Raw genomic sequence first — 15,984 nt, 5'->3', positions numbered from 1 at the left:
TGTGAACCCCTATATTCAAACTGTTTGACGAAACTACCTAACTCAATAGAATATTTTGTGCACGCTCCAAATCGGCAGGCGATCCAAACAGGACAATCACATCACCTGCTTGTAATTGGGTATCGAGCGAGGGTGTCAGCTGCCGTTTGCCTTCTCGCACCAACGCGGTCACTGCCACCCCTTCGAGATCGAATTCGCGCAGCAGATGCCCGACAGCCGGACTGTCCGATGTCAAAACCACAGGCCGGAGCCGATCGGCATCCTGTTCTCGTGAGGTATCGGTAAAAACATTGCTGCCTCGGAAAAATTCGCGCAATAAGTGATAACGACCATCACGTTGCTGCTGCATGCGTCGCATCACACGCACAGTCGGCACGTTTAACAGAAGTAGCGTATGGACGGCGATCATCAGTGCGGCTTCGAGCGTTTCAGGCACAACTTCTGTCGCGCCGCTCGCTCGCAGCTCATCGACACGGCTTTCATCTCGGGTACGCACCATAACTGGAAGGTCGTGGCGAAGCGCACGAACATGATGCAAGACTTTGTGTGCGGAGGTTATATCTTCATGGCTGATCACAACTAGCCGAGCCTCATTTACCCCCACAGCTTCAAGAATATCGCGCTCAGCTGCATCGCCAAAAAAAACTTTTTCACCCGCGGTATACGCTTCTTTGACCTTTACCGGATCCAAATCCAGCGCAATGTAAGGAATTTGTTCTTCTTCCAAGAAATGGGCCACACTCTGGCCGATACGGCCATAACCACAGATGATGACATGGTTCTTCAACTTGTCGGCATTGACCGCCTCCAACCGAGGGAGCACTTCTTCATGTTGCAACGCAGGTTGACGTGCGAAGGGCCTGGCGAGGGCATGGTTGTAGCGTATGAGAAAGGGTGCCACGATCATCGAAAGCAACACAGAAGACAGCGCAATCTGGCCGGTTTCCTGATCAATGGCCTGCATCCCCAGCGCAATGGTCAACAAAGCAAATCCAAATTCCCCTCCTACAGCCAATAGCCAGCCAGTTCGCCAAGCCGTCAACGATTCAACCCCGGAAAACCGGGCAATTTGTGCGACGATAAACGCTTTGAAAACCATGAGAAGCAACGCGCCTGCTAACGCCCAATGCCATATCTGCGGAAACACGGATAAATCAAATAACATACCGATACCCACAAAAAAGAGGCCCAGCAGCACATCACGGAAAGGCCGGATGGTCGATTCCACTTGATGGCGGAATTCCGTTTCTCCCAAAACCATCCCCGCCAGGAAAGCACCAAATGCAGTTGACATACCCAAGCTCTGAGTAACCCAGGCTGCAACCAGGGAAACAAACAAAACGGTCAAGGTAAACACCTCGGCCGAACGCTGCGCTGCAATGAGATGAAACAATGGTCGCAGCAACTGCCGCCCTACCACAAACACCAATACAAAAGCCAGCGCTGCCTTGGCAAGCGCTAGCCCAAGAGAAGTCGCGAGCGCACCCATTCCCACCGCAGCCGCGCCCAGTGCAGGAATGACAATCAAAAAAGGAACCGCTGTCACATCTTGAAAAACGGACATCCCTGTACCGAGCCGTCCATGCCGGCTGTGCTCCTCGCCTTGTTCAATCAGTGTCTTGCTGATAATCGTGGTGGAAGACTGAGCAAAGACCGCACCGACCACAAAAGCTGCCGCCACTGGTAAGCCCATTAACCAAACAACAGCCCCCACAGCCAAGGTTGTCAAGAGTACCTGGGCCGTTCCAAGACCGAGTACCATGCCACGTAAAGCTTGAATCTGCGGAAGCGAAAAATTGAGACCAATCGTAAACAAGAGAAACACGATGCCGAACTCGGCTAGCATATGTATCGGTTGCGCCTCAATTACCGGTCCCGGAGTATAGGATCCAAGTAGGACACCCACGAGCAAATAGCCCAGGCTCGGCGGAACGTGTATACGGTGAAAAGTAACCACAATAACCACTGCTGTTCCAAGGAGCATCAGGATTTGTGGAAAAAACTGCTCGATCATCAGAAACAAAACCTTTTAAAAATGATTAAGTAACAAATTGAAGTAGATCATGTTCGCGTTCTTCCCTAAACATACCAGGTACTCAAAAAATAACGAATTGGTAACTCTAGCCGTATAACTGCCGCTTTAATCCTCTCCGGTCAAGTATGGTGGCGCTGATTTCTTCGATTGAAATATTCGTTGTATCAAGATAAGGGATGTCGAATAATTGGAACAGTGATTCCTGCCATTGAATTTCTCGCTGACACTGGGTAAGTGCAGCGTACTGGCTATTAGGGCGCCGTTCCTGCCGGATGAGATGCAGTTGGGAAGCACTGAGCGTCAAACCAAAGAGTTTATCCTTAATGGGCTCGAGAATTTTGGGAAGCTGCATTTTGGGCATATCATCTTGCGTGAGTGGATAATTCGCGGCTGCTATCCCATATTGCAGTGCCAGATAAAGACAAGTAGGCGTTTTGCCGGTACGCGACACGCCTACCAAAATAATATCCGCTTCTGTAAAATTCTTAGGATTAACGCCGTCATCGTGCGCCAGAACGTAATTGATTGCGGCAATCCGCTTGAAATACTTCAAGTGGTATTGGAGCCCATGCGAACGTCCAGCTATGCGAGCAAACGGTTGATGTAGCTCTTCTTCAATCGAGCTGATGAACGTTTCAAAAAAATCATACACCCGACAATTTGCTTGCCGGATCACCTCGAGAATATCTGGCTTAAGCAACGTGCTGAAAACCAGGGGCCGGTAACCATCCAGCTTGGCCGCATGATTGATCCGCTCCACGAGCCTATGCGCTTTTGCGATATCATCCAAAAACGGCACATTGATCTTCTCCCACTCGATTCCGTCAAACTGGGTCAACAAACTATGTCCGAGTGTTTCCGCCGTAATGCCGGTACGATCGGATACATAAAAAACGGTACGCTTATGCTTGGTCACGATTTCTTCAGCTGGGCAAGATGCAGCCAAGTGTCCACGATACTATCCGGATTCAGCGACAAGCTATTGATTCCTTGATCGTACAACCAAACTGCGAAATCCGGATAATCGGACGGTCCCTGCCCGCAGATACCGATATATTTACCGCGCTGCCGGCAGGCATCAATAGCCATTTTGAGAATTTTCTTGACTGCCGGATTACGCTCATCGAACAAGTGCGACACCAAACTCGAATCGCGATCGATTCCCAGCGTGAGTTGGGTCATATCGTTTGAGCCTATGGAAAATCCATCGAAATATTCTAGAAACTCTTCTGCCAACAAAGCATTGGATGGAATCTCGCACATCATGATCAAGCGTAACCCGTTATTTCCGCGCGCCAGCCCCTGTGACGCGAGTAATGCCGTCACTTGCTCGGCTTCTCCAAGTGTCCGGCAAAACGGAATCATGATCTCCACATTGGTCAACCCCATCTCGTCACGCACTGTGCGCAATGCCCGGCACTCCAATTCAAAGCAATCGCGAAACGCATCCGCGACATAGCGTGACGCACCGCGGAAGCCGATCATGGGATTTTCTTCTTGCGGTTCATAGCGATCCCCACCCAGCAAGTTGGCATACTCGTTGGATTTGAAATCAGAGGTACGCACGATCACAGGATGAGGTTGGAATGCAGCTGCCAACGTTGCGATACCTTCCACCAATTTATTCACGTAAAAGCTGATCGGATCAGCGTAACCTGCAATACGACGGTTGATCTCGTCTTTCAGGTTATTGGGCAATCGCTCAAATTCCAGCAACGCTTTCGGATGAATACCGATGATATTGTTGATGATAAACTCCAGTCGCGCCAATCCTACCCCCTGATTTGGCATGCGGGAAAATGCGAAAGCATGGGAAGGGTTGCCAACATTCATCATGATTCTAACTGGGGGCTCAGGCAACTCGCCAGTCTCGGACATTGTATGTTCATACGGCAGCAACCCTTCATAAACAAGGCCGGTATCGCCTTCCGCACAGGAAACCGTGACGCCCACACCATCCTTAATTCGCATTGTTGCATCACCACAGCCGACCACTGCGGGAATACCCAATTCACGCGCAACAATTGCTGCATGGCAAGTCCGTCCGCCACGATTCGTAACTATCGCCGATGCCCGCTTCATGATCGGCTCCCAATCGGGGTCGGTCATATCCGTAACCAGTACTTCGCCGGGCTCAAGCACGTTCATCTGCTCTGTACTCATGATCAGACGTGCCACCCCCTGCCCTATTTTTTGTCCGATCGCGCGCCCTTCCGTCAGCATCTTACCTTTTTGCTTGAGTTTAAAGCGTTCTATGGTAGAACCAACCCGGCTTTCAACTGTTTCAGGACGGGCCTGGACAATATAGAGCTGTCCGTCTAATCCATCCAGCGCCCATTCGATATCCATAGGACGGCCATAGTGCTGTTCTATGATCAAGGCTTGCCGGGCCAATGCCTCGACTTGTGTATCGGATAAACAAAATCGCTGACGGCGCGCGGTTTCTACATCGCGTACCAAGGTAGAAACGCCCTTTTCACCTTTTTCGTCATAAACCATTTCGATCGCTTTGGCGCCTAGCCGCCGTGTCAGGATGGCCGGTCGGCCTGCTTCGAGCCCCTTTTTATAAACATAAAATTCATCCGGATTGACGGTGCCCTGCACGACAGTCTCCCCCAGACCATAGGCCGCAGTGATAAAAATGGCTTCGCGGAATCCCGATTCGGTATCGAGCGTGAATACCACCCCGCTTGCGCCCAGGTCGCTACGCACCATTTTCTGTATACCAGCCGACAGGTAAACTTTGTCATGTTCGAAATGATGATGAACACGATAGGCAATGGCACGATCGTTGTACAATGAAGCAAACACGACCTTGATGGCAGCGATCAGTTGCTCCAACCCGCATACATTCAGCAAAGTTTCCTGTTGGCCTGCAAACGACGCATCGGCCAAATCTTCCGCCGTTGCAGATGAGCGCACTGCAAACGAAATGGCATCCCCTTCTCTGGCTACGAGCCCCTCATAAGCCTGTGTGACGGCTTGTATCAAAGTGGTGGGCAGCGATGCCTTCAGCAACCAACCACGAATCGTTTTACCGACCGTGGTGAGGGCGTTGATATCACTGACGTCCAAGGGATCCAACAATTGCTTGATGCGTTCGGTTAAGCCATTGCTCGTCAAGAAGTCGCGATAGGCATGCGTCGTCGTCGCAAAGCCACCCGGTACATTGACGCCCATTTTGCTGAGATGGCTGATCATCTCGCCCAATGATGCGTTTTTGCCGCCTACTATCCCAACATCATTTTTAGTTAACTGATCGAACCATACAATATAATCACTCATCGCACACTCCTGGTTTTGAAGTAACACATTTGGCAACGATCATTATAACTTTTGATTCTCGCCATCCGCTCAGATCTTCGACAATCGAGGTCAATAAAACAAGGCAACTTAACGGTCAATGCCGTAATTTTCTGGAAACCCTAGCAATAAGGGAATGGCAAGAATCAAAACAAAGTCAAATCTGCAGTAAAGGCCGGAACATGCGACGATACTGACTTGGCGTCAATCCTGTGCTCCGTTTGAACAAACGCCGGAAAAAAGAAGCGTCCTCGTAGCCCGCCGAAACACTGATTTCATCGACCGGCGTTTCGCTTTGTTCCAATAGCGTTTTTGCATGCTCCACCCGGAGATTCTGCAAATACTCGATCAGTGATAGGCCAGTTGCACTTTTAAAACGTCGCTTTAACGTACGTTCAGGAATCTTAGCATAGGCAACAACCTGACCGATTGCATCTGTTTTCATGAAATGCTCACGTAGCCACTCCTGACAAGAACGCACGAGCGCATCAGCGTGAGGATCATTCCGCACCAAACTCGCATAAGGCAATTGCCCTTCGCCATGCAGCTTTAGAAGGTACACTTTGGCGATACGCAACGCTTCTCCGGGATTGGCGTGCCGCGAAATGATGTGGATCGCCAAATCGTGCCATGACGTCGTACCCCCCGCCGTCACTATACGTCCAGCCGGGTCGGCAAATACCAAATTCGGTTCAGGGCTATAGCGTACTCTAGGATATTGTTTTCTGAAGAGATCCTGATACCCCCAGTGTGATGTGGCTTCGCATCCATCGAGTAACCCAGTTTCTGCCAGCATGATTACGCCAGAGCAGGCTGCATAAATCACGACACCCCGACGATATTGCTTACGTACCCACTCCATGATTTCTGGATAGCGCCCTTTAAACACCTCATCTGGGCCTAACCAGATTTCAGGCAAAATTAAAATATCCGCCCTGGGATTATCGTCAAGCGATACATCCGGAATAACAGGGATGCCATTCTCGCAGCGAAATGATACGCGTGTTGACCCCATAATGCGTACGTTGAAAAGCCGCCGTAGCGGTTCGGTACGCACCAAGCTTTGCCACAACGTTCCTGCTGCCGATAGGACATCGATCATGCCGTAAAGGGCGGAGCCGGCAGTTTCAGGAATGGCAACTATCAGTACTTCAACCGGAACATGACCGGATTCGTCCAAACAACCTCCCTATTCGTGGCACAAATGAACAGTTTATGGCACACCAGCATCTTATCAAGCTTGACTTTGGATTCTACCATGCAACCTGTATCACCAATGTTCCACAAGTAATTTAGCAAATAGCTGATAACAATTTGTTCTATAAAGGAGAATCATCATGACTCAAGCTGCTGACCATACCGAAGCCGTAACTACCAATGGCGTGAATGTCACCGCACTGCTCGATACCATTGAAGCAGTCAAGAATGATAATGAGTTGGCAAAATTCAAGTTCCGTGCGCGCAATCACTGGTTTAACGGCGGACATAACCAATCGACTATCCAGGGGTTTTACGGATGCCGGGCTGAAGATACCACCCGTACTGCACCTTTTGTACTCGATGCAGACGAGCCACCTGTGCTACTTGGCCAAGATATCGGCGCCAACCCTGTAGAATTTATCCTTCATGCCTTGGTTGCTTGCATGACGACGACCTTGGTCTATCATGCAGCAGCACGCGGTATCAAAATCGAAGCAGTGGATTCTGAATTGGAAGGCGATCTTGATTTACGTGGATTCCTGAACCTGGCAAAAGACGTACGCAAAGGTTATCAGGAAATAAGAGTCAAAATGCGTGTCAAGTCTCAAGCAATGCAAGCAACCTTGCAAGAACTGACGAAATTTTCACCGGTGTTCGATGTGGTATCAAACTCGGTGCCTGTCAAGGTTACCGTCGAAACGTATTCATAATCACCTTGGGCTGGCGACAGAAAACGAGCGATCCCGTTTTCTGTCGCCGCTCTGTCATTTTATTTCAATCTGAGTAAGTCATCGAGAAAGCACATGAAAATAAACCCCCAGCAAAACTGGGGGTTTATTTTCAATCGAACAAGCGTAGCGCTATTGAGAGCGAGTACCCAACAACGAGCGCAAACGTCCAGATTGCACAAATCTATACATCAACCACGATAAAAGCAACATAACCAGGCCGGGACCTGCCCAAGTGCGCGCGACTTTTCCGTAATCAATCATTTCCACACGCAGTTGATAGTGATAATTCAAAGGAGGGATACCTTCAGCTGTTACTACCACAGAGTAAAGGCCTTTATCCAGCTTGCCTACTCCACTGACGACGCCGTCCGGATGATAATTAGCATTGATCTGCGCTACCGCCTCACCTTCTTCTGCACTGCCACGAAAAACTTTGATACCAACCGGCATATTGCGTAGATTCTGATCAAGCAAATCCACAACCAGATAAGTATCGCCTGCCGCAGGCAGATTCGTACAATATTGTTCATTCTGATCATATTGAGGCTGATAGGTGCTCAAGTGCACCATATTGCCCCCTGCTTGACGTACACAGTTATCTTCCTCCAATGAAACCTTTCCATGCCCCATCGCTGCGCCCGCATAAAACGCCGCAACGAATATAGAGGCAATAAGGGTAGTTTGTATTGATTGCCTTAACACGACTGACTCTCCTATTAAAATGACATTGTTAATTTTTCTCTCATCATTCCGACAAGGTGCACCCATCGTTGTTATCATTTTTCACTTCAGGGTCACATCAATTCGACAATACGTGTAGGGTTTTGTTCTGAGGCACAGGGATAAAAGCAACACATTATTCAAGAAAATTTTCGCTCACTCAGGCAAGTTGACTGGGAATTGTCAACCACTCAGCAACGATTGGGTAATGCTTATGCAATCCGGGAATGAATGTGCCCAAGCGCTTGTTCCACCTGATCGAGCAAGATAAGACAAAGTTCCCCTGGCTGCAAACCGGATAACGCAGTGTCGATTGCTTTGAACTCACCATATATTTCGTGCACTTTTCGCACGCGTCTGGCATTCTCTAACCCTTCGCGTAACAACCCAAGCACTTCCCCATCTGCGCGTCCACGTTGACATTTATCCTGATATAACACCACTTCATCGAAGATATCGCCGAGAATTCGAGTTTGCAGCCGGATATCTTCATCACGTCGGTCTCCTGCTGCGCTAATGACGACAGTCCGTCTCTTCGCCGGCATACGGTCAATCGCACACGCCAGTGCTGCTATCGCATCGGGGTTGTGGCCATAATCGGCAATCAAGGTTGCATCCCGATAATTAAAAAAGTTAAACCGGCCGGGTACGCTTTGCGTATCGTTGACAAAGCGTGCCAAAGCAGTACGGATCACAGCCCAATCCAGCCCTAATGCCCATCCCGCTCCAATCGCTGCCATTGCATTTTCGACCTGGAAACTAATCAGGCCATTCTTTGTAATCGGAACCCCACTCAGTGAGATCCGCTGCTCCATGTTTGCCTCAGACACGACGATTTCATGGTCTTCCAGATAGACGACACGTTTACGCTGCGCACGTTGTGTCAGCACAACGGGATTATGGTTGTTCCGGGAAAAGTAGATGATAGATCCTGGGCAATGATCCGCCATCTTGGCGACCAGTGGATCATCGGCATTGAGTACGGCAACACCGCTCCCCGGTGTGACATTTTCAACGATAAGCCGCTTGACGAGGGCCAATTCTTCCGCGGTATCGATGTTGGCAAGACCGAGATGATCGCCTCGACCAATGTTAGTGACCACCGCGACCTGACAATGATCGAAACCCAACCCTTCGCGCAGCATGCCGCCCCGTGCCGTTTCCAGTATTGCAGCATCGACATCGGGGTGAGAAAGTACATTTCTCGCACTTCTCGGGCCACTACAATCCCCTGTATCGACACATAGGCCATTAACATAAACACCATCGGTACATGTCATACCAACGCGTAGTTGGTTATGCTCAAGCATACTCGCTATCAAGCGTACCGTCGTTGTTTTGCCGTTAGTACCTGTTACCGCCACAACCGGAACGCGCGCGTCTTCACCATGCGCAAACATGCTGTCGATAATCGCTTCCCCCACCGCGCGCCCCTTCCCATAGGAGGGCTGCAAGTGCATACGCAATCCAGGCGCTGCGTTCACTTCGATCACGGCACCGCCTTGTTCCTCCAGCGGACGCAGAATGCTGTCGCAAATAATATCAATGCCACAGATGTCGAGACCCGTCATATATGCGGCCGCAACCACGCTTGCCGCAATTTCCGGGTGGACATCGTCGGTCACATCCGTTGCTGTCCCCCCAGTCGATAAATTGGCATTATTACGCAACACAACACGCATACCTTTAGGAGGGATAGAATCTGCTGTCATCCCCTGGGTAGCAAGATGAACCTGTGAAATCTCATCCAAGTGAATTTTAGTTAGGAGATTCGCATGGCCTTCGCTTCGTAATGGATCACGATTAATTTGCTCCACTAAATGACGGATAGTGTGTATCCCATCCCCTATGACCTGGGGAGGATCACGTCTTGCAGCGGCAACCAACTTATTACCGACCACCAACATGCGATAGTCATGCCCGCTTATATAACGTTCAACTATAACACTATCGCTGATTCCGGCTGCCAAATGATAAGCAGCCTTGATCCGTTCTTCATCAACCAGATTGATGTTTATTCCTCTGCCATGATTCCCATCCTGAGGCTTGACAACCACAGGCACACCTATTTCACAAGCAGCCGCCCAGGCATCTTCAGCACTCGAAACAGGCCGACCCAACGGAACTGGAATGCCCGCAGCATGGAGCAACGCTTTCGTCAGCTCTTTGTCTTGTGCAATCGATTCTGCAACTGCACTGGTCAAATCGCTTTCGGATGCCTGAATGCGCCGCTGCTTGCTTCCCCAGCCGAATTGCACCAAACTTCCATCGGTCAACCTACGGTAAGGTATGCCACGTGCGACTGCAGCGCGCACGATCGCGCTGGTGCTAGGCCCGAGGCGTATGTCTTCGTAGAGCTCACGCAATCGGCGAAGCGCATCGGCCAAATCAAAAGATTTATTATCCATGGCCGCGTGACAGAGATCCAAAGAGAAATCCAGTGCTAAACACCCCACTGCCTCTTCGCTGTATTCGACGATGACCCGATAACTACGGGTATTCGATATCTGGATGGTACGACTGAAGGTAACAGGACAACCTACTTGATTTTGCAGTCCAAGCAAGGCGTATTCAAGCGCATGTGCCATCGTAACCGTTTCATGTCGGTCAGCGGGCTGGAACAGCGCAATCTCCGGAAAACGCTCGCACAAACGCACTGCAAAGCTCGACAAGCTGTCAAAATCACACTCATATTCATTAAGCATAACGGTTACTTCAAGAGAAGTGTGCTTACTCCATAGATTGGGGCCCCGCAAAACGCGAGTCTGTATCACTTTCATATATCGTTCCTCAAATTTTTTGTTTTTCCGGAATAGGCAGATACTTGAAGGGATTGCTTTCTTGACCGAATTCGAAGGTCTCCACAGCCATCCGTATCAGATCGAGCGGTATGCCAAGTGCCCAGGCAGCACCTACTGCGGCCAAGACATACTCAATCTCCTGCACGGCACGATCACCCACAGCGGGTTGCAATTCTGCCAGCTTGATCAGGGATGTTTCCTCCAGCCCATCCGCCAGCACGATTTTCCCGTTGCGTATGATGACAGCCCGCTTCTTCCCCGTTGGCCCGGTTCCTCGCTTACGATGCGCATTGACTGCTGGCAATTTGGGATCACAGCTAAAGTAAATGACTTCACCATGACATAAATCAGCCATTTCGATCAGCATAGCATCCCCAGCATTGAGAATCGCTGCGCCTATTGGTAGACTCACACCTTCCAGCACATTATCTTTTGCGGCGGCTGTCGGTGTGACGACATCGACTTGCGTACGCAATACGGTAAAAACCTGTTTAGGCGACTCGATATCATGCCGACCATAGTGCAAAGAGGGCTCGACATTGGTCACGATACCTATCTGACAACTATCGTAAGCCAACCCTTGTTGAAGAATAGTGTCAAACCCATTTTCAAAAACAGCCGCCTCGACTGTCCGGTTTATCAGAATACGCTGAGCTGCTTGCCAATTGGCTGAGTCGCTCTGATCGATCGGCTTATGATCCAGATAAAGTCCGCTGCTGCACGCCAACCCTGTCCGTTTTCCCGACAACCTAAGCAATCGCGCAACAAGGTGAGCAACCGTCGTTTTGCCATGGCTACCAGTAATACCGACAATCGGAATACGGCCGTGATCTTGATTCGGAAAAAGATGATCGACAATGGCTTCCCCAACTGGACGTGCCTTGCCAACGGCTGGTTTGATATGCATCAACAGACTGGGGCCGGCGTTGACTTCGACAATTGCGCCGCCTTGCTCAGCAAGTGGTCGCGACACATCGCCGACCACCAAATCGATACCTGCAATATCCAAGCCCACGATGCGCGCTGCCAAAGCGGCTATCTGCGCAGTACTGGGATGAACGTCATCCGTCACATCAAAAGCATGATTGCCATTTCTTTGAATCAGCACCTCGATACCAAACGGCACAACAGAATCTGGCGTATAACCTTGATGGACGATCTCCATCTGCGCGGCACTATCCAACCGGATAATATTGAGCGGATGATCTTCGGTAGTGCCTCGGCGTGGATCGGCATTGATCTGTACATCGATCAACTCAGCAATAGTGGAAATACCGTTGCCGATAACAGAAACCGCATCACCTCGCGTAGCGGCTACCAGTTTCCCACCGACGACCAGTAAGCGGTGCTCCGTTCCGGGTATGTATCGCTCGACCAGCACACCGCTTCCTTCTTGTAAAGCAACGGCATACGCCGATTCGACCTCGTCACGTTGTCTAAGCTCAATAAACACACCGCGCCCATGGTTACCATCACACGGTTTGACGACCACGGGCAAGCCAATGGCTAACGCAGCTTGCCAAGCATCTTCTGGACTCACTACCATGCGCCCCTCTGGGACGGGCACACCACAAGCACGGAGCAATGTTTTAGTCAGCTCTTTATCCCGCGAGATGCTTTCGGCGATAGCTGGTGTGCGATCTGTCTCGGCGGTCCAGATATGTCGGCTGTGCGCGCCCTGTCCTAGCTGCACGAGATTTCCTTTGGACAACAGTCGAATGGCAGGAATATTGCGGGCGGCAGCCGCATCTACAATGCAGGCGGTAGAAGGACCAAGCCACAGTGAGTCGACCATGTCACGCAGCCGTTCAACAGCACCTTGCACATCATAGGGCTCACAAGCATCAAACCCCATGGCCGCCAGGACCAACTCACGCGCCGAGAACAGTGCATTTGTTGCAATCTCTGCATGCCAGGCGCTTACCACGACTTTGTAAACGCCCCGCACCGACGTTTCACGCGCCCTGCCAAACCCACCGTGCATCCCGGCCATGTTTTGTAATTCAAGCGTTACATGCTCTAGGATATGGCATGGCCAGGTTCCTTCCTGGACACGACGCAGAAAACCACCCCGCTCTTCATAGCTGCAACGATGCTCGATCAATGAAGGCATCCACGATGATAAACGTTCATAAAAACCTGGAATCGTATGAGAAGGAAAATCTTCCAGGTCACCAATATCAACAATCGCCTCCAGTACCGGATAGTAAGTCCATATATTGGGGCCATTCAAATGGCGTATTTCGAGAAACTTGATATCTTTGTTATTACTAGGGTGACAGGCATCAGGGTTATTTGGCATAAATTGAATGCTTAATGAGAAACATTCTAATTAACGCAACTCATGCCAATCGGTTTACAGCAAGGCAAATAATTTTTGATGAATTTTAGAGGAATTGGTCCAGCAGCTTACGACTATGGCGATCCAGTAGCGAACGATCACGAATCAAGAAATGAATGCCATGACTATCGGTAATCAATAATGCTTCAAGCGATAAGCGGCGAATATCTTCTTCTCCTTTGAGCACGAAAGCAGTCTCACCCCGATCGGTTTTAACCCACCAGCGGCTCGGTGTAGCAAAGCTGGAAACCTTTTCGATACACTGGATCTCCGGCATCAACTCCCGGCTCGTCAGTTCTTCCTCGATCAACGCACGATAAGCTTCCGGTAACGCGTCCAGTCGTTCAACCCAGGCAAGTTCATGTCCATGAGCATCGACCAGCGCTACGCCATGATCGGGCGCCGTGATCGGAAAAGCCCGTACTGGTATGACTTCCTCGCATTGATGATCTTTGTCCACCAATACGAGGCGACCGAAGGCATTCCGATACAATTCATAGCCTGGCAGATTCATAACCGATTTTCTTTAGTATCTGGACATCGTTTCAATCCGACTGCATCATCTTGCGTGTCGCTATACTGCAATTGAGATTGGTAAAGGTGGTAGTAAAACCCTTGTCGCGCCATCAGTTCAGCATGCGCACCTATCTCGATGATTTTCCCGCGATCAAGTACCACTAATCTATTCGCTTCACGTAAGGTAGAGAGGCGGTGGGCGATCGCTAGGGTCGTTCGACCTTTCACAAGGTTGTCAAGCGCAGCTTGAATCTCGCGTTCCGTTTTGGAATCGACCGAGGAAGTGGCCTCGTCGAGTATTAAGATGCGTGGATCAATCAAGAGTGCGCGCGCGATTGAAATACGCTGCCGTTCGCCCCCTGAAAGCGCTTGCCCGCGTTCACCTACCAAAGAATCGTAACCATATGGCAACCTAAGTATGAATTCATGCGCATACGCTGCACGGGCTGCGGTAACGATTTCTGCACGTGTCGCGTTTGGCTTGCCATAAGCGATATTCTCAGCGATCGTACCAAAAAATAGAAAAGGCTCTTGCAATACCAAGCCGATATGTTTACGGTATTCGGCTATTGGAAGGGTACGGATATCCACCCCATCGATCAGGATGGCCCCTTCGCTGACATCATAAAAGCGACAGATCAGATTGATAAGCGTGCTCTTGCCTGAACCGCTATGGCCAACCAGGCCAATCATCTCACCAGGCTCGATCCGCAGACTGATATCCTGCGCAACGCTGCGTGTTCCATAACGGAAACTTACATTACGCAGTTCGATCTGCCCGTTGATCGTCGCTAAAGACACGGGTTTAACCGGCTCCGGCACGCTGGATTCATGATCGAGGATATCAAAAATACGTTTGGTGCCAGCGGCCGCTTTTTGCGTAACAGAAACGATACGACTCATCGAATCCAGTCTCAGGTAAAAGCGACCGATATATGCCAGAAAAGCCGTCAACACACCGACCGTAATCTGATCCTGCGAGACTTGCCAGATACCAAAAATCCATACGACCAACAAACCGATCTCGGTCAATAGCGTCACGGTTGGTGTGAACAACGACCAAATCTTATTGACGCGATCATTGATTTCGAGATTACGCTGGTTAGCTGCACGGAAACGTGCCACCTCACGGGCTTCCTGAGCGAATGCCTTGACGACCCGTATACCAGGCAGCGTATCGGCCAACACATTGTTGACCTCAGCCCAGACACGATCGACTTTCTCAAAACCAGTGCGCAACCGGTCGCGCACCAGATGGATCAACCAAGCAATGATCGGTAATGGCAGCAACGTAACGAGTGCCAGCCATGGGTTGATCGAAATCAGGATGATGGCTGTCATCGTCATCATGATCACATCGGTTGCAAAATCGAGTAAATGCAGAGAAAGAAAAAGATTGATACGGTCAGTTTCCGTACCGATCCGCGCCATTAGATCACCCGTCCGCTTTCCGCCGAAATATGCCTGTGAAAGCTTGAGCAGATGCGCATAAGTCGTGGTGCGTAAATCTGCACCGATCCGCTCTGAAATTTTTGCCAAAATATACGTCCGCGACCAACCTAACACCCACGCCAATAATGCCGCACCCAGCAAACCGGACAGATAGAGCGTAACAAGCTCGTTGTCAATCGGCTGGCCGTTCTGATAAGGGATTAACACGTTATCCATGAGGGGCATCGTCAGATAAGGTGGCACCAAAGTAGCCGCCGTACTCCCCAGCATCAGCATAAAGCCGGCGAGTAAACGCCATTTATAAGGCTCAGCAAAACGCCATAAACGTAATAATGTCCAGGTTGAAGGAGGGGCATGCGCTTCCCGTTCGCATGATGGGCATGTATCCTGGGAGCTCGACAAAATCATCCCACAATTGCGGCAATGAGCCTGGGCATCCGGGATCGTATCCACCTCATTCGATCGAGCTACGAGCTGTTGTTCAAAACATGCGATGAGATGATTCGCTTCACTATTCAAACGTACTGTGTAATGCCAACAACCCAACCGTTCTTGTTCGTCACATAACTCAAGAGCACCAACACCAGCGTGATCACGGCTGGTCAACCTTAAACCTTGCCGATGAAACCACACATGCCAACTATTATCCTCCGCCATTTTTACCAAAAAGCGATGATTGGTCACCACGATCAAACCCGATGAAAAGTGTAGTCTTGCATCAAGATCAGTTTCAAGCCAAGCAAGCACCTTCTCGCCGCTTGCAAGTTGCGCTTCGATTTGTGCGCCTAATTGAAATGGAAAACGAGACATAGCATGGCTATGCAAGCAACGAGCGAGCTGCTGCATTTACATCAACTGAGAAATTAGGATTGATAACCAGAAGGG

At 50.1% G+C, this 15,984-nt stretch carries 10 protein-coding genes; 1 reads left to right on the top strand and 9 read right to left on the bottom strand.

The genetic code is table 11. The features are described 5' to 3' along the window. Positions 1-37 precede the first annotated feature (37 nt). The 4 genes from C8R30_RS07455 to C8R30_RS07440 form a co-directional block, all read right to left on the bottom strand. Positions 38-2,014 carry a monovalent cation:proton antiporter family protein gene (locus tag C8R30_RS07455; RefSeq protein WP_107789886.1) on the bottom strand — a complete coding sequence of 659 codons (1,977 nt, stop codon included), beginning with the start codon at positions 2,012-2,014 and terminating at the stop codon, positions 38-40. Between the two features lie 106 nt (positions 2,015-2,120). Continuing rightward, positions 2,121-2,951: a posphoenolpyruvate synthetase regulatory kinase/phosphorylase PpsR gene (ppsR, locus tag C8R30_RS07450; RefSeq protein WP_107789885.1), complete on the bottom strand. Its 831-nt coding sequence runs from the start codon at positions 2,949-2,951 to the stop codon at positions 2,121-2,123. Next, positions 2,948-5,320, bottom strand: a complete 2,373-nt coding sequence (gene ppsA / locus C8R30_RS07445) for a phosphoenolpyruvate synthase (RefSeq protein WP_107789884.1) — start codon at positions 5,318-5,320, stop codon at positions 2,948-2,950. Before ppsA ends, ppsR begins: the two co-directional genes overlap by 4 nt. 175 nt (positions 5,321-5,495) lie before the next feature. Next, positions 5,496-6,518: a GlxA family transcriptional regulator gene (locus C8R30_RS07440; protein ID WP_204799332.1), complete on the bottom strand. Its 1,023-nt coding sequence runs from the start codon at positions 6,516-6,518 to the stop codon at positions 5,496-5,498. Positions 6,519-6,675: 157 nt separating this feature from the next. Between C8R30_RS07440 and C8R30_RS07435 the strand changes: the two genes are divergently transcribed. Then, a complete protein-coding gene (locus tag C8R30_RS07435) occupies positions 6,676-7,248 on the top strand; it encodes an OsmC family protein (RefSeq protein WP_107789883.1) in 573 nt (190 codons plus the stop codon). 150 nt (positions 7,249-7,398) lie between these two features. On the opposite strand, the gene C8R30_RS07430 is transcribed toward C8R30_RS07435, so the two are convergent. The 5 genes from C8R30_RS07430 to C8R30_RS07410 form a co-directional block, all read right to left on the bottom strand. Next, complete coding sequence (locus C8R30_RS07430) at positions 7,399-7,971, bottom strand: hypothetical protein (protein WP_239654086.1); 573 nt, start codon at positions 7,969-7,971, stop codon at positions 7,399-7,401. Positions 7,972-8,201: 230 nt separating this feature from the next. Beyond that, positions 8,202-10,769 (bottom strand): cyanophycin synthetase, encoded by a 2,568-nt coding sequence (cphA, locus tag C8R30_RS07425; RefSeq protein WP_107789882.1) that lies wholly within the window; start codon positions 10,767-10,769, stop codon positions 8,202-8,204. A gap of 10 nt (positions 10,770-10,779) precedes the next feature. Beyond that, positions 10,780-13,092, bottom strand: a complete 2,313-nt coding sequence (locus C8R30_RS07420; RefSeq protein WP_107789881.1) for a cyanophycin synthetase — start codon at positions 13,090-13,092, stop codon at positions 10,780-10,782. An 85-nt stretch (positions 13,093-13,177) separates the two neighbouring features. Next, positions 13,178-13,645, bottom strand: coding sequence for a cyanophycin metabolism-associated DUF1854 family protein (locus C8R30_RS07415; protein ID WP_107783737.1), 468 nt, complete (start codon positions 13,643-13,645; stop codon positions 13,178-13,180). After that, complete coding sequence (locus C8R30_RS07410; RefSeq protein ID WP_090669164.1) at positions 13,642-15,909, bottom strand: cyanophycin metabolism-associated ABC transporter; 2,268 nt, start codon at positions 15,907-15,909, stop codon at positions 13,642-13,644. Before C8R30_RS07410 ends, C8R30_RS07415 begins: the two co-directional genes overlap by 4 nt. Positions 15,910-15,984: the final 75 nt, after the last annotated feature.

This window comes from Nitrosomonas nitrosa, from assembly GCF_003051105.1.
Classification (GTDB): Bacteria; Pseudomonadota; Gammaproteobacteria; order Burkholderiales; family Nitrosomonadaceae; genus Nitrosomonas; species Nitrosomonas nitrosa.
The sequence above is the reverse complement of the archived record's forward strand: the minus strand, read 5'-3'. Positions and strand labels throughout refer to the sequence as shown.